Annotated in this window: 20 protein-coding genes and 1 pseudogene; 12 read left to right on the top strand and 9 right to left on the bottom strand. The window is 72.1% G+C overall.

The features are described from left to right. The first annotated feature begins 132 nt into the window (after positions 1–132). A complete protein-coding gene (locus AMY39116_RS0307590) occupies positions 133–486 on the top strand; it encodes an Lsr2 family protein (protein WP_020417087.1) in 354 nt (117 codons plus the stop codon). 162 nt (positions 487–648) lie between these two features. Beyond that, entirely contained in the window at positions 649–1,230 is a 582-nt protein-coding gene (locus AMY39116_RS0307585) for a TIGR03086 family metal-binding protein (protein ID WP_027935728.1), read from the top strand. A gap of 276 nt (positions 1,231–1,506) precedes the next feature. On the opposite strand, the gene AMY39116_RS0307580 is transcribed toward AMY39116_RS0307585, so the two are convergent. Then, on the bottom strand, positions 1,507–2,244 hold the full coding sequence (locus AMY39116_RS0307580; RefSeq protein WP_020417085.1) for a (2Fe-2S)-binding protein: 738 nt from the start codon (positions 2,242–2,244) through the stop codon (positions 1,507–1,509). Positions 2,245–2,621: 377 nt separating this feature from the next. On the opposite strand from AMY39116_RS0307580, the gene AMY39116_RS0307575 reads away from it, so the two are divergent. From AMY39116_RS0307575 to AMY39116_RS0307555, 5 genes are all read left to right on the top strand, one after another. Next, positions 2,622–5,174 carry an ATP-dependent Clp protease ATP-binding subunit gene (locus AMY39116_RS0307575; protein ID WP_020417084.1) on the top strand — a complete coding sequence of 851 codons (2,553 nt, stop codon included), beginning with the start codon at positions 2,622–2,624 and terminating at the stop codon, positions 5,172–5,174. A 110-nt stretch (positions 5,175–5,284) separates the two neighbouring features. After that, on the top strand, positions 5,285–5,647 hold the full coding sequence (locus tag AMY39116_RS0307570; RefSeq protein WP_020417083.1) for a type II toxin-antitoxin system RelE/ParE family toxin: 363 nt from the start codon (positions 5,285–5,287) through the stop codon (positions 5,645–5,647). Continuing rightward, on the top strand, positions 5,647–6,003 hold the full coding sequence (locus tag AMY39116_RS0307565) for a helix-turn-helix transcriptional regulator (protein ID WP_020417082.1): 357 nt from the start codon (positions 5,647–5,649) through the stop codon (positions 6,001–6,003). The genes AMY39116_RS0307570 and AMY39116_RS0307565 overlap by 1 nt, the downstream gene beginning before the upstream one ends. Positions 6,004–6,091: 88 nt before the next feature. Next, a complete protein-coding gene (locus AMY39116_RS0307560) occupies positions 6,092–7,873 on the top strand; it encodes an Hsp70 family protein (RefSeq protein ID WP_020417081.1) in 1,782 nt (593 codons plus the stop codon). Positions 7,874–7,891: 18 nt separating this feature from the next. Beyond that, positions 7,892–10,999, top strand: a complete 3,108-nt coding sequence (locus AMY39116_RS0307555; RefSeq protein WP_020417080.1) for a BTAD domain-containing putative transcriptional regulator — start codon at positions 7,892–7,894, stop codon at positions 10,997–10,999. A gap of 45 nt (positions 11,000–11,044) precedes the next feature. On the opposite strand, the gene AMY39116_RS0307550 is transcribed toward AMY39116_RS0307555, so the two are convergent. After that, positions 11,045–11,839 (bottom strand): ABC transporter permease, encoded by a 795-nt coding sequence (locus AMY39116_RS0307550; RefSeq protein WP_020417079.1) that lies wholly within the window; start codon positions 11,837–11,839, stop codon positions 11,045–11,047. Then, positions 11,836–12,801, bottom strand: coding sequence for a daunorubicin resistance protein DrrA family ABC transporter ATP-binding protein (locus AMY39116_RS0307545; RefSeq protein WP_020417078.1), 966 nt, complete (start codon positions 12,799–12,801; stop codon positions 11,836–11,838). Before AMY39116_RS0307545 ends, AMY39116_RS0307550 begins: the two co-directional genes overlap by 4 nt. Before the next feature lie 104 nt (positions 12,802–12,905). On the opposite strand from AMY39116_RS0307545, the gene AMY39116_RS0307540 reads away from it, so the two are divergent. Then, positions 12,906–13,823, top strand: a complete 918-nt coding sequence (locus AMY39116_RS0307540; RefSeq protein ID WP_020417077.1) for an endonuclease/exonuclease/phosphatase family protein — start codon at positions 12,906–12,908, stop codon at positions 13,821–13,823. Here the strand turns inward: AMY39116_RS0307540 and AMY39116_RS0307535 are convergent. Beyond that, on the bottom strand, positions 13,810–14,676 hold the full coding sequence (locus AMY39116_RS0307535; protein ID WP_020417076.1) for a LysR family transcriptional regulator: 867 nt from the start codon (positions 14,674–14,676) through the stop codon (positions 13,810–13,812). The two genes, AMY39116_RS0307540 and AMY39116_RS0307535, sit on opposite strands and share 14 nt — an antisense overlap. An 86-nt stretch (positions 14,677–14,762) precedes the next feature. Here AMY39116_RS0307535 and AMY39116_RS0307530 point away from each other — a divergent pair, with 86 nt between their 5' ends. Further along, entirely contained in the window at positions 14,763–15,596 is an 834-nt protein-coding gene (locus AMY39116_RS0307530) for an SDR family NAD(P)-dependent oxidoreductase (protein WP_020417075.1), read from the top strand. Positions 15,597–15,811: 215 nt separating this feature from the next. Here AMY39116_RS0307530 and AMY39116_RS0307525 read toward each other — a convergent pair. The 3 genes and pseudogenes from AMY39116_RS0307525 to AMY39116_RS0307515 form a co-directional block, all read right to left on the bottom strand. Continuing rightward, positions 15,812–16,951: pseudogene (locus tag AMY39116_RS0307525) on the bottom strand (FAD-dependent monooxygenase); the annotation flags it as partial. A gap of 47 nt (positions 16,952–16,998) precedes the next feature. Then, the gene (locus AMY39116_RS0307520) at positions 16,999–17,808 is read right to left on the bottom strand and encodes a Sir2 family NAD-dependent protein deacetylase (protein WP_020417073.1); all 810 of its coding nucleotides are present in this window, start codon (positions 17,806–17,808) and stop codon (positions 16,999–17,001) included. Further along, positions 17,808–18,104, bottom strand: coding sequence for an antibiotic biosynthesis monooxygenase (locus tag AMY39116_RS0307515; protein ID WP_020417072.1), 297 nt, complete (start codon positions 18,102–18,104; stop codon positions 17,808–17,810). The genes AMY39116_RS0307520 and AMY39116_RS0307515 overlap by 1 nt, the downstream gene beginning before the upstream one ends. Before the next feature lie 32 nt (positions 18,105–18,136). Between AMY39116_RS0307515 and AMY39116_RS0307510 the strand changes: the two genes are divergently transcribed. Next, positions 18,137–19,540: an ATP-binding protein gene (locus AMY39116_RS0307510; protein WP_020417071.1), complete on the top strand. Its 1,404-nt coding sequence runs from the start codon at positions 18,137–18,139 to the stop codon at positions 19,538–19,540. Positions 19,541–19,544: 4 nt separating this feature from the next. Next, positions 19,545–20,303 (top strand): alpha/beta fold hydrolase, encoded by a 759-nt coding sequence (locus AMY39116_RS0307505; RefSeq protein WP_020417070.1) that lies wholly within the window; start codon positions 19,545–19,547, stop codon positions 20,301–20,303. A gap of 5 nt (positions 20,304–20,308) precedes the next feature. Here the strand turns inward: AMY39116_RS0307505 and AMY39116_RS0307500 are convergent, their stop codons facing one another. Next, positions 20,309–21,142: a helix-turn-helix transcriptional regulator gene (locus AMY39116_RS0307500; protein WP_020417069.1), complete on the bottom strand. Its 834-nt coding sequence runs from the start codon at positions 21,140–21,142 to the stop codon at positions 20,309–20,311. 117 nt (positions 21,143–21,259) lie between these two features. Here AMY39116_RS0307500 and AMY39116_RS0307495 point away from each other — a divergent pair, with 117 nt between their 5' ends. Beyond that, on the top strand, positions 21,260–22,306 hold the full coding sequence (locus AMY39116_RS0307495) for an aldo/keto reductase (RefSeq protein WP_020417068.1): 1,047 nt from the start codon (positions 21,260–21,262) through the stop codon (positions 22,304–22,306). A gap of 1 nt (position 22,307) precedes the next feature. Here AMY39116_RS0307495 and AMY39116_RS0307490 read toward each other — a convergent pair whose 3' ends face one another. Further along, the gene (locus AMY39116_RS0307490; protein ID WP_020417067.1) at positions 22,308–23,186 is read right to left on the bottom strand and encodes an A/G-specific adenine glycosylase; all 879 of its coding nucleotides are present in this window, start codon (positions 23,184–23,186) and stop codon (positions 22,308–22,310) included. Between the last annotated feature and the right edge of the window lies 1 nt (position 23,187).

Here is a 23,187-nt window from a genome sequence, read left to right as displayed (position 1 = left end):
TAGTCACGGTATCGGTAACGTGATTTGCGTGCTGCCCTGATTCCGGGTATTAATGTCCTAGTCAATGGCTTCTGGTCAGGGCGCCTGCCCCTGCCCGATCATTCGTGGCTGGCCGAAAACAGGAGGAAACACATGGCACAGAAGGTGCTGGTGTCGCTCATCGACGACATCGACGGCTCGGAGGCGGACGAGACCGTCGAGTTCGGACTTGACGGCATCTCGTACCAGATCGACCTGTCGGCGGAAAACGCCGAGGAGCTCCGTGACGCGCTGGCCCAGTACGTCGAGCACGCGCGGCGTGCCGGTGGCCGCAAGCGGGGCACGCCGGGCCGTCAGCCCGCCGGCAAGGTCGCGGGTCGTTCCGCGTCGGTCGACCGCGAGCAGAACCAGGCCATTCGGGCCTGGGCGCGCAAGAACGGCTACCAGGTTTCCGACCGCGGGCGTATCCCGTCGGAGGTCGTGGAGGCCTACCACAAGAAGAACTGAGCGCAGTTCGGGTAAAGAGGGGCGTGGAAGAGCCGCCGGGGATTCCCGGCGGCTTTTTTCATTGCGCGGCAGGTTGAACACGGTTCTGTCCGGGCGGGTCATTCGTGAGCGGCTGTCGCTTTTGTTCAAGACGGCGGCGTCGCGATTCGGCTGAATGGAGGCATGACCGACCTTCGACCGATGCTGGAGCGGGCCGCGCGCGAGTTCACCGGGCTGCTCCGCGCCATCGAACCAGCCCAACTGGACAACCGGACTCCGTGCGCCGAATACGACGTGCGCGCCCTGCTCAACCACCTTCTCTATTGGGGCCCGTGGCTGGCGGCGGCGCTGCGCCGCGAACCGGCGCCCGCGGTGACCGCCGGCGAGCGGGACGTCGATCTCACGCAGGGTGACTGGCTGGGTGAGCTGTGCACGCTTGTGGATGGACTTGTGGATACCTGTGGGCGGCCGGGGGCGCTCGAGGGCACCACGAAGTTCGGCGACGCGGAGATGCCGGCCGAGATGATCGCCGGAATGGTGCTGACCGAATGGGTGGTGCACGGCTGGGACCTGGCCCGCGCGACCGGCCTGCCGCTGACCGTGGACCCCGAGGTGGCGGCGGCGCTGTACGCCTCGGCCAAGGCGACGGCGGAGCAGGCGCGGGAGATGAAGGTGTTCGGGCCGGAGGTGCCGTGCGCGGACGAGGCGCCGGTGCTGGTCCGGCTGCTGGCGCTGACGGGCCGCGATCCGGAGTGGCGCGCCTAGCGGGGCGCCCTGGGGTGTCGGGGCCGAGGTGGCGCGGCTAGGGCTGCCGGCTGCCGGCCGCTGGCTGTTGGGCCGGGGGCTGGGGGTGGCGTCCGCCGCGGGGTGCCGTGCGGGGGCGAGGCGCCGGTGCCGGACCGTTTGTGGCTGAACGCTGCCCGGCTCCCGGCTACTGGCCGCCCTGGAGTTCGGCGTGCCGGGGCGAGGGCTTCGCCGCGGCGGGGTTGGTCCCGTCGGTGAACGACCCGGATCAACCGCGTCGGGCCGGTGTGGTGAAAGTCACCGGCGGCAGGTGCGCGGGCAGCCCTCGCACAGGGGCTGTTCCGGCAGCAGGTACGAGAAGCAGCAGCTCTCCCGCCGCCGGGCCCACCCGTCCTCGGTCGGCCGCAGTCGGGTCGACGCCGTCAGCGGCGGGTAGTGCTCGTCCAGCACGAGCTGCGCGTCCGCGACGCCCGCCGCCTCGTCCCCGGCGTACAGGCCCGCCCACCAGAGCGTGCTGTCCAGCGCGTCCGTCGCCGCCGCCCAGAGCATCCGGCGGCCGAGCCGGCTCAGCGGCGCGTACGCCTGCACGAACTGCGCAGCGTGCGCCGTGTAACGAGCGCGCAGCACCGCGGCCAGCGCCCGGTCGTCCGCGACCACCGTCGCCTCGGGGCGGTCCGCGTCGGGGTCCCCGGGCAGGCAGTAGAACTCGTCCCCCAGCACCGCCACACCTTCGGGGTGCGGGCGGTCCGCGCACAGGCGGAAGGCGAGTTCACCCGGCCGCAGCATGGGTACTCGCCGTTCGTGATGGAGCAGCAACGCACCGGTGAACGCCGGCACGTGCAGGTACCACGACATGACGAACCCGGCCGTCGTCCGTTCGGGCGCCTCGCCGAAGCCGTCGCGCAGCCACTCGCCGAGGAGCTTGCGCCACACGTCGAACCGCGCGGGGTCGGCCAGCAGGTCGCCGCAGCGCTGCCAGCCGCCCGTCGCGGGCAGGTCGGCGCGCACTTCCATGCGGTCCTGCAGGGCGGCCACCCTCGTGACGGACGCTCCGAGAGCGCCCAGCGCGGTTTCGATGGCGGACCTCCCTGCTCCATCCGAGTGGTTAGGTTGGCCTTACCTTACTCAATTCACGCGCGAGCGCCAGTCCCGTCCCCGTCCCGGGGGTGTTCGCGGTGAGCGGACAAACCGGGGCTTGCGGAATCGTCGGGAGAAGTCCCGCGTTGCACATGTACGTCAGCTACCAGCGCAGACTCATCGCCGGGGGTTTCCGGCATCTACACCAGCTGTGACCTAATCCGCCCCAGTGGTAGTCCGGTGGGACCGCATGGCTACTACAGTGGACTCACGGTGCTGAATCCATCGCGAAGTGATGGGTGCTCACCGCCGGCGCAGCAGTCGAGGGAGTGGGAATGTTCGAGAGGTTCACCGACCGCGCGAGGCGGGTGGTCGTCCTGGCCCAGGAAGAGGCCCGGATGCTCAACCACAACTACATCGGCACCGAGCACATCCTCCTGGGCCTGATCCACGAGGGTGAGGGTGTCGCCGCCAAGGCGCTCGAATCGTTGGGTATCGCGCTGGAAGGCGTGCGGCAGCAGGTCGAGGAGATCATCGGCCAGGGCCAGCAGGCCCCGAGCGGGCACATCCCGTTCACCCCGCGCGCCAAGAAGGTGCTCGAGCTGTCGCTGCGCGAGGCGCTGCAGCTCGGCCACAACTACATCGGCACCGAGCACATCCTGCTCGGCCTGATCCGCGAGGGCGAAGGCGTCGCCGCGCAGGTGCTCGTCAAGCTGGGCGCGGACCTGAACCGGGTGCGCCAGCAGGTGCTGCAGCTGCTCTCCGGCTACCAGGGCAAGGAGCCGGCCGAGGCCGGCGCCGGCCGCGGCGAGGGCACCCCGTCCTCCTCGCTGGTGCTCGACCAGTTCGGCCGCAACCTCACCCAGTCGGCGCGTGAGGGCAAGCTGGACCCGGTCATCGGGCGCGGCAAGGAGATCGAGCGGGTCATGCAGGTGCTGTCCCGCCGCACCAAGAACAACCCGGTTCTGATCGGCGAGCCCGGCGTCGGCAAGACCGCCGTCGTCGAGGGCCTCGCCCAGAACATCGTCAAGGGCGAGGTGCCCGAGACGCTGAAGGACAAGCAGCTCTACACGCTGGACCTGGGCTCCCTGGTCGCCGGTTCCCGGTACCGCGGTGACTTCGAAGAGCGCCTGAAGAAGGTGCTCAAGGAGATCAAGACCCGCGGCGACATCATCCTGTTCATCGACGAGCTGCACACGCTCGTCGGCGCGGGTGCCGCCGAGGGCGCGATCGACGCCGCGTCGATCCTCAAGCCCATGCTGGCCCGCGGCGAGCTGCAGACCATCGGCGCCACCACGCTCGAGGAGTACCGCAAGTACATCGAGAAGGACGCCGCGCTGGAGCGCCGCTTCCAGCCGATCCAGGTGGGCGAGCCGTCGCTCGAGCACACCATCGAGATCCTCAAGGGCCTGCGGGACCGCTACGAGGCGCACCACCGCGTGTCGATCACCGACTCCGCGCTGGTCGCCGCGGCCACCCTGGCCGACAGGTACATCAACGACCGGTTTCTGCCGGACAAGGCGATCGACCTGATCGACGAGGCCGGCGCCCGCATGCGCATCCGCCGCATGACGGCTCCGCCGGACCTGCGCGAGTTCGACGAGAAGATCGCCAAGGTGCGCCGCGACAAGGAGTCCGCGATCGACGCGCAGGACTTCGAGCGCGCCGCCCGGCTGCGTGACGAGGAGAAGAACCTCCTCGCGCAGAAGTCCGAGCGGGAGAAGCAGTGGAAGGACGGTGACCTGGACGTCGTCGCCGAGGTCGACGACGAGCAGATCGCCGAGGTCCTGGCCAACTGGACCGGCATCCCGGTGTTCAAGCTCACCGAGGAGGAGACCACGCGTCTGCTCCGCATGGAGGACGAGCTGCACAAGCGGATCATCGGCCAGGAGGACGCCGTCAAGGCGGTCTCCCAGGCGATCCGCCGCACCCGTGCCGGCCTGAAGGACCCGAAGCGCCCGTCCGGCTCGTTCATCTTCGCCGGCCCGTCCGGTGTCGGTAAGACCGAGCTGTCCAAGGCGCTGGCGGAGTTCCTGTTCGGCGAGGACGACGCGCTCATCCAGATCGACATGGGCGAGTTCCACGACCGCTACACCGCCTCGCGGCTGTTCGGCGCCCCTCCGGGGTACGTCGGCTACGAGGAGGGTGGCCAGCTGACCGAGAAGGTCCGCCGGAAGCCGTTCTCCGTGGTCCTGTTCGACGAGATCGAGAAGGCCCACCAGGAGATCTACAACACCCTCCTGCAGGTGCTGGAGGACGGCCGGCTCACCGACGGTCAGGGCCGCACGGTCGACTTCAAGAACACGGTGCTGATCTTCACCTCGAACCTGGGCACGTCGGACATCTCCAAGACCGTCAGCCTCGGCTTCTCTTCGGGTAACGACGAGGGATCCCGTTACGAGAAGATGAAGCAGAAGGTCAACGAGGAGATGAAGAAGCACTTCCGGCCCGAGTTCCTCAACCGGATCGACGACATCATCGTGTTCCACCAGCTCACCCAGGAGCAGATCATCGAGATGGTCGACCTGATGGTGACGCGGGTGGAGAAGCAGCTGAAGGCCAAGGACATGGCTCTCGAGCTGACCGACAAGGCGAAGGCGCTGCTGGCCAAGCGCGGCTTCGACCCGGTGCTCGGCGCCCGTCCGCTGCGCCGGACCATCCAGCGGGAGATCGAGGACCAGCTGTCCGAGAAGATCCTGTTCGGTGAGGTCGAGGCTGGTCAGATCGTGATCGTCGACGTCGAGGGCTGGAGCGGCAACCCGGAGGACCGCGACGACGAGGCGCGCTTCGTCTTCCGCGGCGAGCCGAAGCCGGCCGACGTCCCCGACGCCCCGCCGGTGAGCATCGGCGCGGGCACCCACGAGGACGACGCCGAAGGCGAGCGCTGATCTCGTAAGACCGCCAGACGAGAGTGCCCCCAGGGACTGGTTCCCTGGGGGCACTTTCGCGTTTCCGGGCTGGTTACTTGCACTCATAAGGTGTGCGTTATATTCTGCGCATGGGGTGGGAGATCGAGTTGCACCGGGAGGTGGACGAGTGGTTCGTCGATCTGTGCTGGACCGATCCGCTTTCGGCCGACCTCGTCGAGGCAGCCATCGACCTCCTCGCGTGCCACGGGCCAGGGCTCGGCAGGCCGCTGGTGGACCGGTTGCGGGGCTCACGCCTCCACAACTTGAAGGAGTTGCGCCCGGCGTCCGCGGGTAGCACAGAGATCCGGATATTGTTCGCGTTCGATCCCTTTCGCCGGGCGATACTCCTCGTGGCCGGCGACAAGGCGGGCAACTGGAAGCACTGGTACGACATCAACATCCCGCTGGCCGACAACCGGTACGAGAAGCACCTGGCGGGGGAGGAGGACTGATGGGCCGCTCGTGGAACGAGGTCAAGGCGGAGAAGCTGAACATCGACGTCCAGGCCGGCCGGGACGTGAACGTCGTCATGGCCGATGCCGCGGAGGCGACTCAGGCCTACGTCCTCGGGTTCCGGCTCGCGCAGTTGCGTGAGGACGCCGGTGTGAGCCAGACCGAGCTGGCGCGCCGCATGGGGGTCAGCCAGCCGCGCATCAGCCAGCTCGAACAGGGCGACCCGCGGCAGATGGAGCTGGACACGATCGCCCGCTACGTGGCTGCGCTGGGCGGCAGGCTGCGCGTCGTGGCGGACTTCGACGACCACGACGTCACCGTGTCGGCCACCGAGCCGGCACACCGGTCGGCCTGATCGCCGAAACGAGAGCGCTTCCGGGGGCGACTCCTCTCGGGGCGCGGGGGCTCCCCGATAGTGTGATCGCTGCGCTGAGGGGAGGCACATGAACGTCCTGTCGATCGATCTGGGCACGTCGAGCACCGTGGCCGTCCTGTCCGCCTTCGGTCGCGGGCCGCGCGTCATCGAGGTCGACGGGTCGGTCACCATGTCCTCCGCGGTCTTCGCGGGTGAGGACGGCACGCTGGTCGTCGGGCAGGACGCGGAGCGCCGGGCGCGCCTCGACCCGGCCCGGTTCGAGCCCAACCCCAAGCGGCGCATCGACGACGCGACCCTCCTGCTCGGCGACACCGTCGTCGAGGTGACCGACGCCCTCGCCGCGGTCCTGCGCCGCGTCGCGGAGGAGGCCCACCGCCAGCTCGCCGGGCAGCCGCTTGACCACGTCCGCCTCTCCCACCCCGCCCGCTGGGGCACCACCCGCCAGCAGCTCCTCCGCCAGGCCGCGGTCAAGGCCGGTCTCGGCCCCAACCCGGTCCTCATCCCGGAACCGGTCGCCGCCGCCGCGCACTACGCCTCCCTCGGCCGCACCCTGCCGCCCGGCAGCACCCTCGCCGTCTACGACCTCGGTGCCGGCACGTTCGACTGCGCCGTCGTCGGCGTCACCGACCGCGGCTTCACCGTGCTCGCCGACAACGGCCTGCCGGACCTCGGCAGCCTCGACATCGACCAGGCCCTCCTCGAACACGTCGGCCGCCAGGTCTCCCACACCGACCCGGCCCAGTGGCAGCGGATGCTGCGCCCGCAGAGCCTCGCCGACCGCCGCATCCGCCGCGCGCTCCTGCAGGACGTCCGCGAGGCCAAGGAAACCCTGTCCCGCCACGCGCACACCGAAGTGCCGATGCCGGAACCGTTCGACGACGTCTTGGTCACCCGCGCCGAACTGGAGGCCCTCGTCCGGCCGAACCTGTTGCGCAGCGCCGAGATGCTCGCCGCGACCATCCGCGACGCCGGGCGCACCCCGCAGCAGCTCACCGGCGTCTACCTGGTCGGCGGGCCGAGCCGCATGCCGCTGGTCGCGGCACTGCTCGCCGAGCAGCTCGGCGTCCTGCCGACCACCCAGGACCAGCCGGAGACCGCGGTCGCGTTCGGACTGCACCACGTCCCGGCCGCCCCGCCGCCGACCCCGCCCGCGATCCCCGCGATCGACGGCCGCACCGTCCCGGCCATGGCGCCGGCCACCCCGCCCGTCGCCTGGCAGCCACCGCCGCCCAAGCCCAGGGGCGTCCGCAAACCGCTGCTCATCGGCGCCGGCGTCGGCGTGCTGGTCGCCGCGCTGGTGATCACCCTCCTCGCCGTCACCCGCGGCGGGGCCGGCGGCCCGGCCGCGGCCGGCAGCACCGGACACTCCACCCAGCAGGTTTCCGCGGGCTGCTCGACCGGCGGCGAGCCGGACGCCGACGGCTTCACCTCCTGCATGCGCCGCCTCGCCGGCACCGTGCCGGACGTCGGGACCTGCGAACGCGGCGGGGCCGGCGTGCCGATCCAGCAGGCGGGCGCCGAGAACGTGGTGACCTGCACGCTGCCCAGCGACTCGACCACCAGCGGCCGGTCCGTCGTCTACTACGAGGGCATGTCGTTCGACGCGCTGAAACCGGGTATCGAGTCCCAGCTGGGCGCTTCGGACACCGCGCTCGAAGGCCGCTGGAGCGGTGACGGCCTCAGCGGCGACTACCTGGCGGGCACGACCACCGGCATGGGCATCATGCTCTTCGGCACGGACGACGCCGAGATCTGCGGCCTGCTGGTGTGGATCGACTTCGGCACGGACGGCCCGACGCCGCAGGACATGGTCGACTACTTCGAGCAGAGCCTCAAGCCCGGCGCCTGATCTGGAACAGTGGTACCCGTGCGGGTGGCACTGCTCGGCCCGGTCCGGGCCCAGGCGGACGACGGCACGCCGATCGACATCGGCGGCGCGCGCCTGCGCATGCTCCTGGCCCGCCTGGCGCTCGACCCCGGGCGCGCGGTGGGCGCCGATGCGCTGATCGACGACCTGTGGGGCGCCGAACCACCCACCGACGGGGCGAACGCCCTGCAGTCGCTGGTGTCCCGGCTGCGGCGCGCCCTGGGCGGCGCGGGCACGATCACCTCCGGCTCCGGCGGCTACGCGCTCGACGCCGACGTCGACGCCCACCGGTTCGAGGAGCTGGCCGCGCGTGGCCGGCGCGAGCTCGCCGCCGGACGGCACCGGGAGGCCGCCGCGGTCCTCGGCGAAGCGCTCGCGTTGTGGCGCGGCGAGGCGCTGGCCGACGTGCTCGACGCGCCGTTCGCGCAGGCCCCGGTCGCGCGGCTGGACGAGCTGCGGATCGCCGCGGTGGAGGACCGCTTCGAGGCCGAGTTGGCGCTCGGCCGCCACGCCGAGGTGCTCGCGGACCTGGACGCCGCTGGGGAAGCGCACCCGCTGCGGGAACGCCTGGCGTCGCTGCGGATGCGGGCGCTGGCCGCGAGCGGCCGTCAGGCCGACGCCTTGGCCGTGTTCGAGCGGATCCGGTCGACCCTTGCCGAGGAGCTGGGCGTCGACCCGTCGGCCGAACTCCGCGAGGCCCACCTCGCGGTCCTGCGCGGGGAGGTGGCGCCGCCGCGTGCCGAGCCCGCGCTCCCGGTGCGGCTGACCAGTTTCGTCGGCCGCGAGCGGGAACTCGACCAGGTCTCGCACGCGCTGTCGGCGTCGCGGCTGGTCACGCTCGTCGGGCCGGGCGGGGCGGGCAAGACCCGGCTGGCGACCGAAGTGGCGGAACGCCACGCGGCTCGCGCGTGGTTCGTCCCGCTCGCGGGTGTGCGCGACGCCGACGACGTGACCGGTGCGGTCCTCGGCGCGCTGGGGCCACTGGACTTCCGCGTCACCAGCGCGCCGAAGGCGCCGGTGGACGGGATGGCGCAGATCGTGGCGCTGCTCGACGGCGGCGACGCGTTGCTGGTGCTGGACAACTGCGAGCACGTCGTGGACACCGCCGCCGACGTGGCTTTCCAGCTGCTCGCGCGGGTGCCGGGGCTGCGGGTGCTGGCCACCAGCCGGGAACCGCTCGCGATCACCGGTGAGGCGCTGTGCCAGGTGGGTCCGCTGGAGGTCGCCGAGGCGGTGCGGTTGTTCACCGAACGGGCGGTCGCGGTGCGCCCCGGATTCGTCCTCGACGAGTCCACTTCGGACGCCGTCACGGAGATCTGCCGGAGCCTGGACGGGATGCCGCTCGCGCTGGAGCTGGCCGCCGCGCGGCTGCGGTCGATGACGGCGGACCAGATCGCGCGACGGCTGGACGACCGCTTCCGGCTGCTGAACTCCGGCAGCCGCACCGCCGTGCCGCGGCAGCGCACCCTGCGGGCAGTCGTCGAGTGGAGCTGGGACCTGCTGGAGAAGCCGGAACGGATCCTGGCCCGCAGGCTCTCGGTGTTCACCGGGGGCGCCACGGTGACCTCGGCGGAGGCCGTCTGCGCCGACGAGCTGCTGCCCGCCGAGGACGTGCTCTACGTGCTCGGCTCACTCGTCGAGAAGTCCATTGTGGACGCGGTGTCGACCGGTGGGGAGCCGCGGTACCGGATGCTGGAGACCATCCGCGCCTACGGCGCCGAACGGCTGGACGAGTCCGGCGAGCGGGACGACGTGGTGCGGCGGTTCACCGGGTTCTTCGCCGGGCTGGCCGAGGAGCACGAGCCGAAACTGCGCGGGCACGAGCAGGTCCGCGCGATCGAGGTGTTCGGCGCGGAGCACGACAACATCATGGCGGCGGTGCGGCGCGCCCTCGACGGCCAGGACGCGGGCACGGCGGCGCGGCTCGTCGTCGCGACGCTCTGGTACTGGGTGATCCGCGGGTTCAACGCCGAACCGGCGCCGCTGCTGGACGAGGTGCTGCGCCACGACGGCCTGCCGGACCACGCCCGCGCGTGCCTCGACGTCATGCACGCGCTCATGACGAGCCTGCCGATGGTGCACCGGGACGACCTCCCGGAATTGACCGCCGAGTGCGTGCGCACCGGAGCGGTCGAGCGGTACCCGATGCTGGCGCTGGCCCTGCCGATGAGCTGTTTCCTCGGCGGCCGCCGGGATCTCGCCGAGCAGGAGGTGCGCCGCGTGCTGCGGGGCTCGGACCGCTGGGCGATCTCGTGCGCGAGCTGGGCCGACGGGTTCATGGCCGACCAGGACGGCGACCTGGACCGCGGCGGTCGCGCCAGGGACCGGGCGGTGGCGGGTTTCCGCGAGTGCGGGGACCGGTGGGGCACCGCGATGACGGTCGCGATGCAGGCGGAGGCGCACTCCCTGCGTGGTGAGCACGCTGCGGCGATCGCCGGGTTCGAGGAGGGCGTGCGGATCGCCCGCGAGCTGTCCGCCGCGGACGACCTGGTGCAGCAACTGTCCCGGCTGGCCGAGGAGCGGTTCCGGGCCGGGGACGCCGAGGCGGCCTGGCAGGACATCGCCGAGGCCGAGCGGCTGGTGGGGGACAAGATCGACCGCAGGGCGATGGTGGCGCTGCGGAAGTTCGACGTGGCCCGGCGCTCCGGTGAGCTGGAGCTGGCGCGCGCCGAGCACGCGTGGCTGGCGGCGAACTCGGCTCGGATCCCGTTCCCGGTCGACCTGGCGGGGGAGCTGGTCGCGGTCGCCGGCGCGGCGCTGCTCGTCACCGAGGGGCGGCCCGCGGAGGCCCGTGCGTTGCTGGCGGCGCCGCTGCGCTCGTCCAGCGAGCGCCGGGACCTGCCGGACGTGGCGAAGGCGACCACCGTGGTCGCGCTCGCGTTCCACGCGGAGGGCGACCCCGAGCGGGCCGCTTGGGCGCTTGGGCTGAGCGCGGCCATCCGCGGCGTCTTCGACTCCGGCGACCCGGAGCTGCGCGCGGTGGTCGCCGTCCTCCGGGAGATCCTCGGGGCGGACGCCTACGAGGAGGCCTACCAGCGGGGCGCACGGCTCAGCAGCTCGCAGGCGATGGCCGCGGTCAAGGCCGCGGTCGCCGATCGGATCGGGTGACCGGGTCTCCGCCGGACCCCCAGCGGCCGGCGGAGACCCGGTGGGTCAGGCCACCCGGCGCCGGTAGGCGCGCATCGCCAGCGGGAAGAACACCGCGACGATCCCCGCCATCCAGGCGAGCGCGCCCAGCAGCGGCCCGGCGACCGGGCCGCCGTTCAGCAGGCCACGCATGGCCTCGGTCAGCAGGCTCACCGGGCTGACGTCCGACCACGCGCGCAGCCAGCCGGGCATCGTGTCGGACGGGACGAACACGTTGCTGCCGAAGGTGATCGGCATCATGACCGCCACCATCACGCCCTGCACGGCGCCGGGGCTGCGCATGAGCATCCCGACGAACACCGCGATCCAGCAGAAGCACAGCCCGGCCAGCAGCATCAGCGCGACGCCGACCACCAGCGAACCCGGATCGGTGTGCAGCCGGTAGCCCATGACCGTGCCCGCGACCAGCAGCACCGCGAGCGCCACCGCGTACCGCACGACGTCCGACACCACCGCGCCGATCAGCGGCGCGGACCGGGCGATCGGCATGCTGCGGAACCGGTCGAAGACGCCCTTCGTGACGTCGGTGTTGAGCGAGGTGCCGGTGGCCATGCTCGCGAACACCGTGTTCTGCACCATCAGCCCGGGCACCAGCACCTGCAGGTAGGCGCTCGTGCTGCCGGCGATCGCGCCGCCGAACAGGTACCCGAACATGAGCAGGAACAGGATCGGCTGCAGCGTGACGTCGGCCAGCTGCTCCGGGTTCTTGCGGATCTTCAGCACACCCCGCCAGGCCAGGGTGAGCCCGTCCTGCAGGGCCTTGCCCGGGCTGATGCGCCGGGGCAGTTCGAGCACGGTCACACCAGGCTCCCTTCCGGTGCGGTTTCCTCGGCCGGCTTTCCGGTCAGCGCCAGGAAGACCTCGTCGAGGCTGGGCAGGCGCAGCGCCAGCTCGTCGGCGGTGATGCCGGCTTCGTCCAGTTTCCGGACCAAAGTGGACATCAGGACCGGATCGCCGACCGGCGCCGTCAGCAAGCCGACATCGGTGTCGCGGGCCGGTTCGATGCCGGTCAGGCCGGTCAGGATCCGCGCCACGGCTTCGAAATCGGCTCGCGAGGTCGGCCGGACCTGCACGGTCTGCCCGCCCACCCGGCGCTTCAGCTCGTCGGGGCGGCCCTCCGCGACGACCCGCCCGTGGTCGATCACGGTGATGGTGTCGGCGAGCTGGTCGGCCTCGTCGAGGTACTGCGTGGTCAGCAGCACGGTCGCGCCGTCGTCGACGAGCCGCCGCACCACCTGCCACACCTCGTTGCGCGCGTGCGGGTCCAGCCCCGTGGTCGGCTCGTCGAGGTAGAGCAGCTTGGGGCGGCCGACCAGGCTCGCGGCGAGGTCGAGCCGCCGCCGCATGCCGCCCGAGTACGTCTTCGCGGCGCGCCCGGCGGCGTCGGACAGCTCGAACTGCTCCAGCAACTCGGCCGCGCGCGCCCGCGCGCCGGCCCGGCTCAGCCCGAGCAGACGGCCCAGCAGCACAAGGTTCTCGGTGCCGGACAGGTCCTCGTCGACCGACGCGTACTGGCCGGTCAGGCCGATCAGGCCGCGCACCCGGACCGCGTCGCGCACGACGTCGTAGCCCCCGACCGTCGCGCGGCCGGCGTCCGGACGCAGCAGCGTCGCCAGTATCCGCACGGTGGTGGTCTTCCCGGCGCCGTTCGGGCCGAGCACGCCGACCACCTTGCCGGTCGGCACCTCCAGGTCGACCCCGTTCAGCGCGGTGGTGCCCCCGAACCGTTTCACCAGGCCCTCAGCCTGGATCGCCAAGGTCATGAAATCCTCCTCCTGTGTCGGAACCGACTCTTCCGGGGGAACCTGACAGCGCGCGCACAGGCGACTGTCAGCCGCCGCCCAGACGTGACAGGAAGACTGGGCGGGTGGTCTTCTTCGCCGTCCTCGCCGCGGTCTTCGTGGTGTTCGCCGCGATGCGCCTGTTCGGCGTCGACGGCGGGCGGCTCACCGCGTCGCTGATCGCGCTGACGCCGTACTGGATCGTCTGCGGCCTGTTGCTGGCGGCGCTCACCCTCGCGCTCCGGCACTGGTGGATCGGCGGGACCGTGCTGGTGCTGGCCCTCGTGCTGGGCGGGGTGGTGGTGCCGCGTGCCTTCTCCTCGGCGCAGCCGCAGGTGCACGGGCGGACGCTGCACGTGATGTCCTCGAACATGTACTACGGCGAGGCAGATCCGCAGACCATCGTGCGGCTGGTGCGGGAGAACCAGGTGGACGTGCTGAACCTGCTGGAGCTGACGCCGCAGGGGGTGTCCGCGCTGGAGGCGGCCGGGTTGTTCGAGCTGCTGCCGCACCGGGTGCTGGAGCCGGCGCGGCGGGGCGCCGGGTCGGGGCTGGCGTCGCGCTACCCGGTCACGCAGCTGTCACTGGCGGGACCGTCCGAGTTCGCCCAGCCGAGCGCGCGCCTGGACCTCGGGGGCGGGGTGTCGGTCGAGGTCGTGGCGGTGCACCCGACGGCGCCGGTCGCCGACGCGGGGGCGTGGAAGTCGGAGATCGCCGGACTGCCGCACCCCGATCCGGACGGCCCGGTGCGCATCCTGGCCGGCGACTTCAACGCCACGCTCGACCACGGCACGCTGCGGGACCTGATCGCGACCGGCTACACCGACGCCGGCGACGCCACGGGCGAGGGCTTCACGTCGACCTGGCCGTCGAAACTGCTGCCGCCCCCGGTCACGATCGACCACGTCCTGGTCGACCAGCGCGCCGCGGTCACCGCCTACCGCGTGTTCCCGATGCCGAACTCCGACCACAAGGCCGTGTTCGCCGCGATCACGCTCCCGTGAGCTGCGCGTGCCGGACGAACCGCGCGATGTCCGGGGACGTGGCGGTCGCGGCCCACACGACGTGCAGCTCGCTGGGTGACAGGCCGTGCACCGGCACCACGGCGATCCCGTTGAGCGGCAGTTCCGGCAGCAGCGTCCTGGGCACGAAACCGACCGCCTGACCGAGCCGGACCGCGCTCGCGTACTCGGCGCCGCTGCGCACCAGCGGGCCCGGTCGCCAGTCGTAGGGGATTCGGTCGGTGCCGGTCCAGTACGCCGTCTCGGTGGCCGACATGTCGACCCAGCGCGGGAACGTCTCGCCGTCCAGCTCGGCCCGCTCGATCGACTCCCGGCCGGCCAGCGGGTGCGACCGCGGCAGCAAGGCGACCCGTTCGTCGATCCGCACCGGATCGCTGTCCAGGCCCCGGCTCTCGAACGGGACGCGCAGCAGACCCACGTCGGCGGCGCCCGTGCGCAGTTCGTCCGCCTGGACCTGCCAGTCCGCCACGGTCGCGACGGCCCGTGGTTCGTACTGCTCGTTGTAGGAATCGACCAGGCCCTGGAGCGTGGCGACGTCGCAGGCGCGCGCGGTCACCCGCAGCTGCGGCCCCTCCTGCCCGAACCGCGCCACCCTGGCGATTGCCGCGCGCGCGTGCTCGTCGATGCCCCGGGCGTCCTCGGCGAGCATCCGCCCGGCCGGGGTGAGCTCCGCGCCCTGGTGCCCACGGGCGAACAGCGCCGTCCCGACTTCGTCTTCGAGCGCCCGGATCGCCCGGGACAACGCCGGCTGCGTCATGCCGAGCCGTTGCGCGGCGGCGGTGAACGTGCCTTCCGTGGCGACCGCCAGGAAATACCGCAGGTGCTTCAGATCCACTCCGACAGGCTGCCATGCCGGCCCGGCATGAGCCCATGTCCGCGCGGCTTTGGACGGATTCCCGCCACTGCGCTGAGCTGAACGGCATGACACAGAAGGCAATCGTGACCGCGGCCACCGGGGGACTCGGCTTCGAGGTGGCCCGGCAACTGGCCCGGCTGGACCACGACGTGGTGATCGTCGGACGCGACCCGGAACGCGGCGCGGCGGCGGCGCGGACCATCGGCGGCCGGTTCGTCCAGGCCGACCTCTCGGTGCTGGCGGAGGTGCGTGCGCTCGGCGAACGGCTCGCCGCGGAGGGACCGTGGCAGCTGCTGGTGAACAACGTGGGCGGCATGTGGTCGGAGCGCTGGGAGACGGCCGAGGGCATCGAGGCGAGCTTCGCGGTGAACCACCTCTCGCCACTGGTGCTGACCGAAGCGCTGCTGGACTCGCTGCGCGCCGGCCGCCCGAGCCGGATCGTCGACGTCACGTCGTCGTCCATCCAGGCCGCTCTGACGCTGGGCACCCCGTCATACGCGGAGGTCGAGCCCGGCGAGTACTACGGCATGGCGGTGTCCGGACGGGCGAAGCTCGCGCACCTGGCGTACAACCGGGAACTGGCCGAGCGGTTGCGGGGCAGCGGGATCGCGGTGTTCGCGGCGGACCCGGGCGCGGCGGCGACCCCCAACGCGGCCGCGATGACGCCCGAGATCCTGCCGCCGGCGCTGCGCCCGATGTGGGAGCAGATCCTGGAGGGCGTCCAGCGACCGGCGTCGGAGGCCGCGCGGTCCATCGTGTTCGCGGCCACCGATCCGTCGCTGGACACGGGGCTGGTGATCGGCCCGGACTGCACGCCGTCCGAGGACCTGACCGGGGCGCTCACCGACGAGCTGGTGGCGGCCGCCCGTGACCTGACCGAGCGGGTGCTGAAGCAGTAGTGCGCGTACCGGATCCGGCCGCTCGGGGGGCGTGACGGCCGGATCCGGTATGCCGGACGACTGCGAGGAGCACGGTGGCGCCCGTGCGGCCGCAGCCGTCTGGTTAGAGGGCACGACGGCCCCGACGGGACGCGTGGAACCCTCACGTTCACCGGATCGAGTGGCGCGGGTCAGTAGTCCTTGACCGCGTAGGACGCCACCACCTGCGCGAACTCCGCCACACCCGTTTCGACCAGGACCTCGGCCGCGGCGCTCGCGTCCGCCGCCTGACCGGCCTCGGCCCGGCGCTCCCGCAGGTTCACGACCGCCATCTCCTGGTTCGCGCGGGCGTAGTCCCGCAGTTCCTCCTCGTACGCCGCGAACGCGGCCCGGTGGTCGCCGCCGGCCGCGGCCAGCTCGCCGGCCAGCACGTACGCCCCGATCAGCGCCAGGCTCGTGCCCTGCCCGGACATCGGCGAGCCGCAGTACCCGGCGTCGCCGAGCAGCACGACCCGGCCACGCGACCACGAGTCCAGGAGGATCTGGGCCGCGGAGTCGAAGTGGAAGTCCGCGGCGGCTCGGGCGTGTTCCACCAGCCGCGGCATCTCCCAGCTGTCCCCGGCCAGCGCGCGGGCCACGATCTCCTTCTGGGCCTCGACGTCGCGGTGGTCGTAGCCCACCGGCTCCGCCGAGCCGAACATCAGGTAGGCGCGGGCTTCGGTGTTGTCCCGTGCGCTCATCACCATCGCGCCCCGCATGTCCCCGTCCGGCATCTGGTGCATGACCTGCCAGTTCTCCAGCCCCAGGAAGTTCGGGACCGTGCACACGGCCATGTTCACGCCGAGGTGCCGGATGAACCGCTCGGTGGGGCCGAAGACCAGGCGGCGGGTGTTCGAGTGCAGCCCGTCCGCGCCGACCACCAGGTCGAAGGTGCGTGCCCGGCCGGACTCGAACACCACGCGGACCTCGTCGTCGTCCTGGTCCAGCCCGGCGATCGAGTCGCCGAAGAGGTACTCGACATCGCCGGCGGATTCGGTGATGATCCGCGCGAGGTCGTCCCGCAGGATCTCGACGTCCGGGTTGTCCAGCTCGCCGCCGCTGACCGTGCGCTCGGTGGTGCGGTAGACCTCGGCGCCGGTGGAGTCCACGACCGACATCCCGCGCATGCCGGTGCTGTGCGCGCGCAGCTGGTCGAGGATGCCCATGCGGTCGGCGACGTCCAGCGCCGGGCCGCGCACGTCGACCGCCTGCCCACCGGGCCGCGGGCCGGGCGCGCGCTCGACCACGGTGACGCTGAAGCCGTAGCGGGTGAGCCAGTGGGCGAGGGCGGGTCCGGCGATGCTGGCGCCGGAAACGAGGACCTTGGTGTCGTTCATGCCGCCACGCTGCCGGGCGCCGCTTACCGGTCGCTGACCGGAAACTGTCAGCCGTCGAGCAACGCGGTCAGCGCGGGCAGCGCGGCACGGGGGACGGAGACGCCGCGGCCGTGCCGGACCTCCGGTTCCCGCGGGTTGATGCGGATCAGCGCGCCGGTCGCGGCGGAAGCGAGCTCGGCGTACCGGCGGACGGTCGGCACCGCGCGTCCGGCGCCGATCTCGACCACGACGGCGTTCCGGTTCGCCCGCCGCCACTCGGCCAGCGCGCGCATCTGGCCGTCCGTGCGGGACGGCAGCCAGTCGAAGTCGCCGAACATCATGATGTTCGGCCGGGCCAGGCCGCCGCAGTTCGGGCAGGACGGCAGCGGCGGGCGGGCGCGCATCGTCGACTCGTCGACGTCGAGGGAGAAGTCCGCGGGCCAGATGTCCGGGCCGCACGGCAGGGCACACTGCAGGTGGTGGATCGACCCGTGCGCCTCGGCGACCAGCTCGAACCCGGCGCGCTGGAACTGGCCGTCCACATTGGACGTGAACACCGCGACGCCGCCGGGCAGGCTGCGACCGTGCCGCAGCAGCAGGCCGAACCCCGCGTGCGGTTCGGTGCGCTGGTACATCGCCAGCCGGTGGCCGTAGAAACCCCACGCCAGCTCGGGATCCTCGGCGAAGTGGCGGGGGTCGGCGAGTTCGGCGAAGCTCAGCCCGAGCCGCGCGTACGGCGGATAGGCCCGCCAGAACCCCTCGTTCCCGCGGAAGTCCGGCAGCCCGGAGTCGACGCCCATGCCGGCGCCCGCGCACACGAGGAGCGCGGAGGCGCCGGCGAGCATCTCGGCGGCCTCGGCCAGGCCGTCGCCGGTCATCAGTCGAGCGGAACGACCTCGAACTCCAGCAGGTTCGCCCCGCTGGCCACCGGCCGCGAGCTCTGGCCCGCGTGCGCCTCCTTGGCCGGGCCGCTCGCCCACGCCTGGTACGCCTCCTCGGACTCCCACTTCGTGTAGACGAAGTAGCGGTTCTCGCCTGCGACCGGGCGCAGCAGCTCGAAGCCGAGGAAGCCGGGCTGCCCGTCCACCGAGTGGGCCCGGTTCGCGAACCGCTTCTCCAGCTCGGGGCCCGCGCCCTCGGGAACCTCGATCGCATTGATCTTCACGACTGCCATGACCTCAGCCTACCCAGCTATGCTGGGACGTAATGGGGATCACAGGGGAAGATCGCAAGCTGGCCCGGGGGCTCGCCGGGGACCTGCGGAAACTCGTCCAGACGGCCGCGCTCGTGGTCGACGAGGACAACCCGGCCGAGGAGCTCATCAGCCGGATCACCGGGCACCTCGGCGTCGGGTTCCGGCAGATCGTGCTGGTCGGCCAGGACTTCCCGCCGTGGGAGCACGTCAACGTGCACCGCGGCGTCGAGGCCTACCTCGCCGAACGCGGCGGCGAGCCGGAGTGGTTCGGCGTCACCGGCGCGAACCGGGTGCACGAGGAACTGACCGGGATGCTGTCGTCCGCGCGGCGGCACGGCGCCTTCGAACTGGGCGCGGTCGACATGGCGACCGTCGCGATCGGACCGGAGGCGACCGAGGAGGTCGTGCAGTTCGGGCTGGTGCTGACGACGGCGCCGGACGGCGGGCCGGTGGTCGTCGCGCTGCGCGGGCCGAACCCGCAGCACGGGCCGTCCGCGTTGTCCAAGGTCGAGGTGCTGGCCGGTGACCGCGCGGCGGCGGGCGCGGCCCGCGACCGCATCGAGCAGCTCGCCCGTGAGCACGACGTGCTGCGCGGCCAGGTGCTCGCTTTCGGCAGCAGCGAGTACCGGGGCAACGAGCTGCTGACGTTCCTGCCGCGCCCGGCCCTGACCGCCGAGCAGGTGGTGCTGCCCGAGGGGGTGCTGCCCGCGATCGAGGACCACATCGTCGGCATCGCCGAGCACGCCGACCGGCTGCGCGCCGCGGGGCAGCACCTCAAACGGGGCCTGCTGCTGCACGGTCCGCCCGGCACCGGCAAGACCCACACCGTGCGGTACCTGCTGAGCCGCCTGTCCGGCAGCACGGTGATCATCCTGACCGGCGCCGCGATGCGGTTCATCGGCAAGGCCGCCGAGCTGGCCCGGCGGCTGCAGCCGTCGATCCTGGTGGTCGAGGACGTCGACCTGGTCGCCGAGGACCGCACCATGCCGGGCGCGGGCGGCTCGCTGCTGTTCACCCTGCTCGACGCGATGGACGGGATCGGCGCGGACGCGGACGTCACCTTCGTGCTGACCACCAACCGGCCGGAGGCGCTGGAGTCCGCGCTGCGCGACCGGCCGGGCCGGGTCGACCTGGCCGTGGAGATCCCGCGCCCGGACGCCGAGGGGCGGCGCAAGCTGTTCGAGCTGTACGCGCGCGAGGTGGAGCTGGCGGCGGACCTCGAACCGGTGATCGCCGAGACCGATGGCGTCACCGCGTCCTACGTCAAGGAGCTGCTGCGCCGCGCGGTGCTGCACGAGATGCGCGACGGCGCGGACGGCGAACGGATCCGGGTCGGCGACAAGGCGCTCACCACCGCGCTGCGGGACATGCAGGAATCGCGGAACTCGCTCACCCGGTCGCTGCTCGGTAGCTGATTCAATGGGCGCCGTGAGCGTCGTGGACTTCGGCGGCGACGGCCGTCCGATCGTGTTGCTGCACGGTCTGATGGGCCGGGCGCGCACGTGGTGGCGGGTCGCGCAGTGGCTGCGCCGGTACGGGCACGTCGTCGGCCTCGACGCCCGCGGGCACGGGCGCGGGCCGCGGGGCGGGCCGTGGACGACGGAACAGTTCGTCGCCGACGCCGCCGAAGTGGTGCGGTCGCTGGGCGAACCGGCCGTGGTGATCGGGCATTCGATGGGCGGCCTGCACGCGTGGTCACTCGCCGCCGCCGAGCCGGACCTCGTGCACGCCGTCGTGGTCGAGGACATGGCGCCGGACCAGCGCGGCAAGACGGTCGAGACGTGGCGCGGGTACTTCGAGTCGTGGCCGGTGCCGTTCCAGTCGCTCGCACACGTGCGGGAGTTCTTCGGTGACACGGGCGAGTACTTCACCGAGTGCGTGGAGGAGCGCCCGGACGGCTACCACCTGATCGCCGCGCTCGACGACCTGTACGAGATCGCCGCCGAGTGGGGCAGGCGCGAGTACTGGTCCTCGGTGGAGGCCGTGAAGTGCCCGATGCTCGTCGTGGAGGCCGAGCACACCCTCATGCCGCCCGGCCAGCAGGCGGAAATGGCGCGCCGCGCGCAATCGGGGCGGCACCTGGTGGTCCCCGGCGCGAACCACGTCGTGCACGACTCGCAGCCGGACATCTACCGCGGCGCGGTGGAGGCGTTCCTCTCGGCGGTGCTGGGGCGGTAGGCGCGTCACCGCGCGGACAAGCGCTCCAGCGCCGACCGGCTCTCGTCGTCCGCGGGACGGAAGATCACCAGCAGCTGCGCCGCGTCGCGAAGTGGCGTGAGCGTTTCGAACTGCAGGGCGATTTCGCCGGCTTCGGGGTGCCGCACCACCTTGTGGCCGCGGCCGTCGACCTTGACGTCCCGTTCCGCCCACCATCGCGCGAAGTCCGCGTCCCGCCTGGCGCATTCGGCGATGAGGTCCGTCAACGCCTGGTCGTCCGGATGCGCCGCCCAGGCCGCGCGCAGGTGGGCGATCCCTTCCCGCACAACGCGTTCGCGGTCGACGTAGAGCTCACGCGTCTTCGGGTGCAGCAGGCACAACCACATCGCGTTGCGCTGCGACGGCGGGAGGGTGTCGAAATCGAGGAGGAGCTTCGCCATTCCGCCGTTCCAGGCCAGGATGTCGAAGCGGTGGTTCATCAGCATCGCGGGCAGCGGGGCGAGGTCCTCGACCAGCCGGGCCAGCTGCGGCGCGGCGGCGGTGGCGGGTTCGCCGGTGTCGCGGGGGCGCTGCCGGGTCAGGTCGAACAGGTAGGCGCGCTCTTCCGGGGTCAGGCGCAGAGCCTGGGCCAGCGCGTCCACGACGTCCGCCGATGGCCGCAGCCCACGGGCCTGCTCCAGCCGCACGATGTAGTCGACGCTGATCCCCGCCAGCTCGGCGACCTCTTCCCGGCGCAAGCCCGGGGTCCGCCGGGCCCGCCGCCCCGACGGCAGGCCGACATCACCTGGCTCCAGCCGTTCGCGGCAGCTGCGCAGGAACGTGGCCAGCTCCTGCGCGGGGTCCACGGTGCGAGTGATCACGGACGGTCCAACAGCCGGGGTAGGACCGGTGTTCCCAGGAAACCGGTTCCCTTACCCCCGGCTCGCCGTGCCCACAGACTCGTCCTCGGCAACGGATCACGAGCACTGGAGGACACGATGCCGCTCACCCTCGACACCTACCGCCTGCTGGGCCGCTCCGGCCTGCGGGTCTCGCCGCTGGCGCTGGGCACGGCGACCTTCGGCACGGAGTGGGGCTGGGGCACCGAGCCGGACGACGCGCGCAAGTTGTTCGACACCTACGTCGAGCGCGGTGGCAACTTCATCGACACCGCCAACACCTACACCGACGGCAGCTCCGAACGCCTGCTGGGGGAATTCACCCGGGGCAACCGGGAAAGCCTCGTGCTGGCGACGAAGTACACGACGCTGAGCCGGCCCGGCGACCCGAACTCCGGCGGCCCGCACCGGAAGAGCATGTTCACGTCGGTGGAGACCAGTCTGCGACGGCTGAACACGGACTACCTCGACCTGCTCTACCTGCACGTGTGGGACGACACAACGCCGGTGGAGGAGGTCCTGCGCGGCATGGACGATCTCGTCCGGCAGGGCAAGGTCCTGCATGTGGCGATGTCCAACGTCCCGGCGTGGCAGGTGTCGCGCATGCAGGCGATCGCCGACCTGCGTGGCTGGTCGCCGCTCGTCGCGCTGCAGATCGAGTACAGCCTGGTGGAGCGCACCGGGGAACGCGACCTGATCCCGATGGCACGCGAGCTGGGCCTGGGCGTGGTCCCGTACTCGCCGCTGGCGGGCGGGGTGCTGACCGGCAAGTACCGCCGCGACGACGGTGCCGGGGGAAGCACCCGCAGGAGCTTCAACGCCGGTCTGGGCCTGGTCACCGAGCGCAACCTCGCCATCGCCGACGTCGTGCAGGAGGTCGCCGCGGAGCTGGAGTGCACCCCCGCGCAGGTCGCGCTCGCCTGGACCCTGCGGAACCCGGGTGTCACGGCACCGATCATCGGCGCTCGCACCACCGCCCAGCTGGAGGACAACCTCGGCGCACTGGCGGTCGCCTTCAGCCCCGCCCAGCTGGCCCGGCTCGACGAGGTCAGTGCGATCGATCCCGGCTACCCGCACGCCCTGCTCGCCAGTGACCACATCCGGAAGGTCACCATGGGCGATCTGCAGATCGACAGCCGCCGCTGACCTACTTGTGTTCGCCCGGCAGCGCGAACCGGCCGTCCGCGGTCTGCTCCACCAGACCGTCCACCAGCAGCGAGTCCAGGCAGCGGTCCCGCTGGCCGGTGTCCGGCCAGACCACGTCCAGGCTCGCCTTCCACACGGGTTCGGGGGTGCCCCGCAGGACGTCCAGCAGCAGGCCGCGCACGTGCCGGTCGGTGCCGGCGTACTTCTGCGTCGCCTTAGCGGGGCCGTTGTACGCCGGGCGGCCGGCCTTCTGCCAGGCGCAGTCCGCGTACACCGGGCAGTCCGCGCAGCGCGGCGAACGCGCCGTGCACACCACCGCGCCCAGTTCCATCAACGCAGCCGAGAACCGCGCGGCCCGCGCCTCGTCCAGCGGCAGGATCGCCGACACGTCGGCCATGTCGCGGGTGTTCGACGGCGGCCCCGCGTCGCCCGCGCCGTGGATCGCCCTGGCCACCACGCGCCGCACGTTCGTGTCCACCACCGGCGCCCGCTTGCCGTACGCGAACGCCGCCACCGCCCGTGCCGTGTAAGCGCCGATACCGGGCAACGACAACAGGGTGTCCACATCGGACGGCACCACGTCACCGTGCTCGGTGGCGATCGCCGTGGCCGCCGCGTGCAGCCGCAGCGCCCGGCGCGGGTAGCCGAGCTTGCCCCACGCCCGCAGCACCTCGCCCTGGCTCGCCGCGGCCAGCGCCGACGGCACCGGCCACCGCGCGAGCCACTCGTGCCAGATCGGTTCGACCCGTGCGACCGGCGTCTGCTGCAGCATGATCTCGCTGACCAGCACGCCCCACGCCGTGCACTCCGGCCGCCGCCACGGCAGGTCCCGGGCGCACGAGTCGAACCAGTCGATCAGCAGTTCGGAGTCGATGGGCACC

This window comes from Amycolatopsis sp. ATCC 39116, assembly GCF_000231075.2.
GTDB lineage: Bacteria > Actinomycetota > Actinomycetes > Mycobacteriales > Pseudonocardiaceae > Amycolatopsis_E > Amycolatopsis_E tucumanensis.
Note: the sequence above shows the minus strand (reverse complement) of the source record. Positions and strands in the feature narration are given on the sequence as shown.

Excerpts from the sequence above, each read along its gene's own strand:
- AMY39116_RS0307590 (WP_020417087.1), top strand. The coding sequence starts at position 133 with ATGGCACAGAAGGTGCTGGTGTCGCTCATCGACGACATCGACGGCTCG.
- AMY39116_RS0307585 (WP_027935728.1), top strand. The coding sequence starts at position 649 with ATGACCGACCTTCGACCGATGCTGGAGCGGGCCGCGCGCGAGTTCACC.
- AMY39116_RS0307575 (WP_020417084.1), top strand. The coding sequence starts at position 2,622 with ATGTTCGAGAGGTTCACCGACCGCGCGAGGCGGGTGGTCGTCCTGGCC.
- AMY39116_RS0307570 (WP_020417083.1), top strand. The coding sequence starts at position 5,285 with ATGGGGTGGGAGATCGAGTTGCACCGGGAGGTGGACGAGTGGTTCGTC.
- AMY39116_RS0307565 (WP_020417082.1), top strand. The coding sequence starts at position 5,647 with ATGGGCCGCTCGTGGAACGAGGTCAAGGCGGAGAAGCTGAACATCGAC.
- AMY39116_RS0307560 (WP_020417081.1), top strand. The coding sequence starts at position 6,092 with ATGAACGTCCTGTCGATCGATCTGGGCACGTCGAGCACCGTGGCCGTC.
- AMY39116_RS0307545 (WP_020417078.1), bottom strand. The coding sequence starts at position 12,801 with ATGACCTTGGCGATCCAGGCTGAGGGCCTGGTGAAACGGTTCGGGGGC.
- AMY39116_RS0307530 (WP_020417075.1), top strand. The coding sequence starts at position 14,763 with ATGACACAGAAGGCAATCGTGACCGCGGCCACCGGGGGACTCGGCTTC.
- AMY39116_RS0307520 (WP_020417073.1), bottom strand. The coding sequence starts at position 17,808 with ATGACCGGCGACGGCCTGGCCGAGGCCGCCGAGATGCTCGCCGGCGCC.
- AMY39116_RS0307515 (WP_020417072.1), bottom strand. The coding sequence starts at position 18,104 with ATGGCAGTCGTGAAGATCAATGCGATCGAGGTTCCCGAGGGCGCGGGC.
- AMY39116_RS0307510 (WP_020417071.1), top strand. The coding sequence starts at position 18,137 with ATGGGGATCACAGGGGAAGATCGCAAGCTGGCCCGGGGGCTCGCCGGG.
- AMY39116_RS0307505 (WP_020417070.1), top strand. The coding sequence starts at position 19,545 with ATGGGCGCCGTGAGCGTCGTGGACTTCGGCGGCGACGGCCGTCCGATC.
- AMY39116_RS0307495 (WP_020417068.1), top strand. The coding sequence starts at position 21,260 with ATGCCGCTCACCCTCGACACCTACCGCCTGCTGGGCCGCTCCGGCCTG.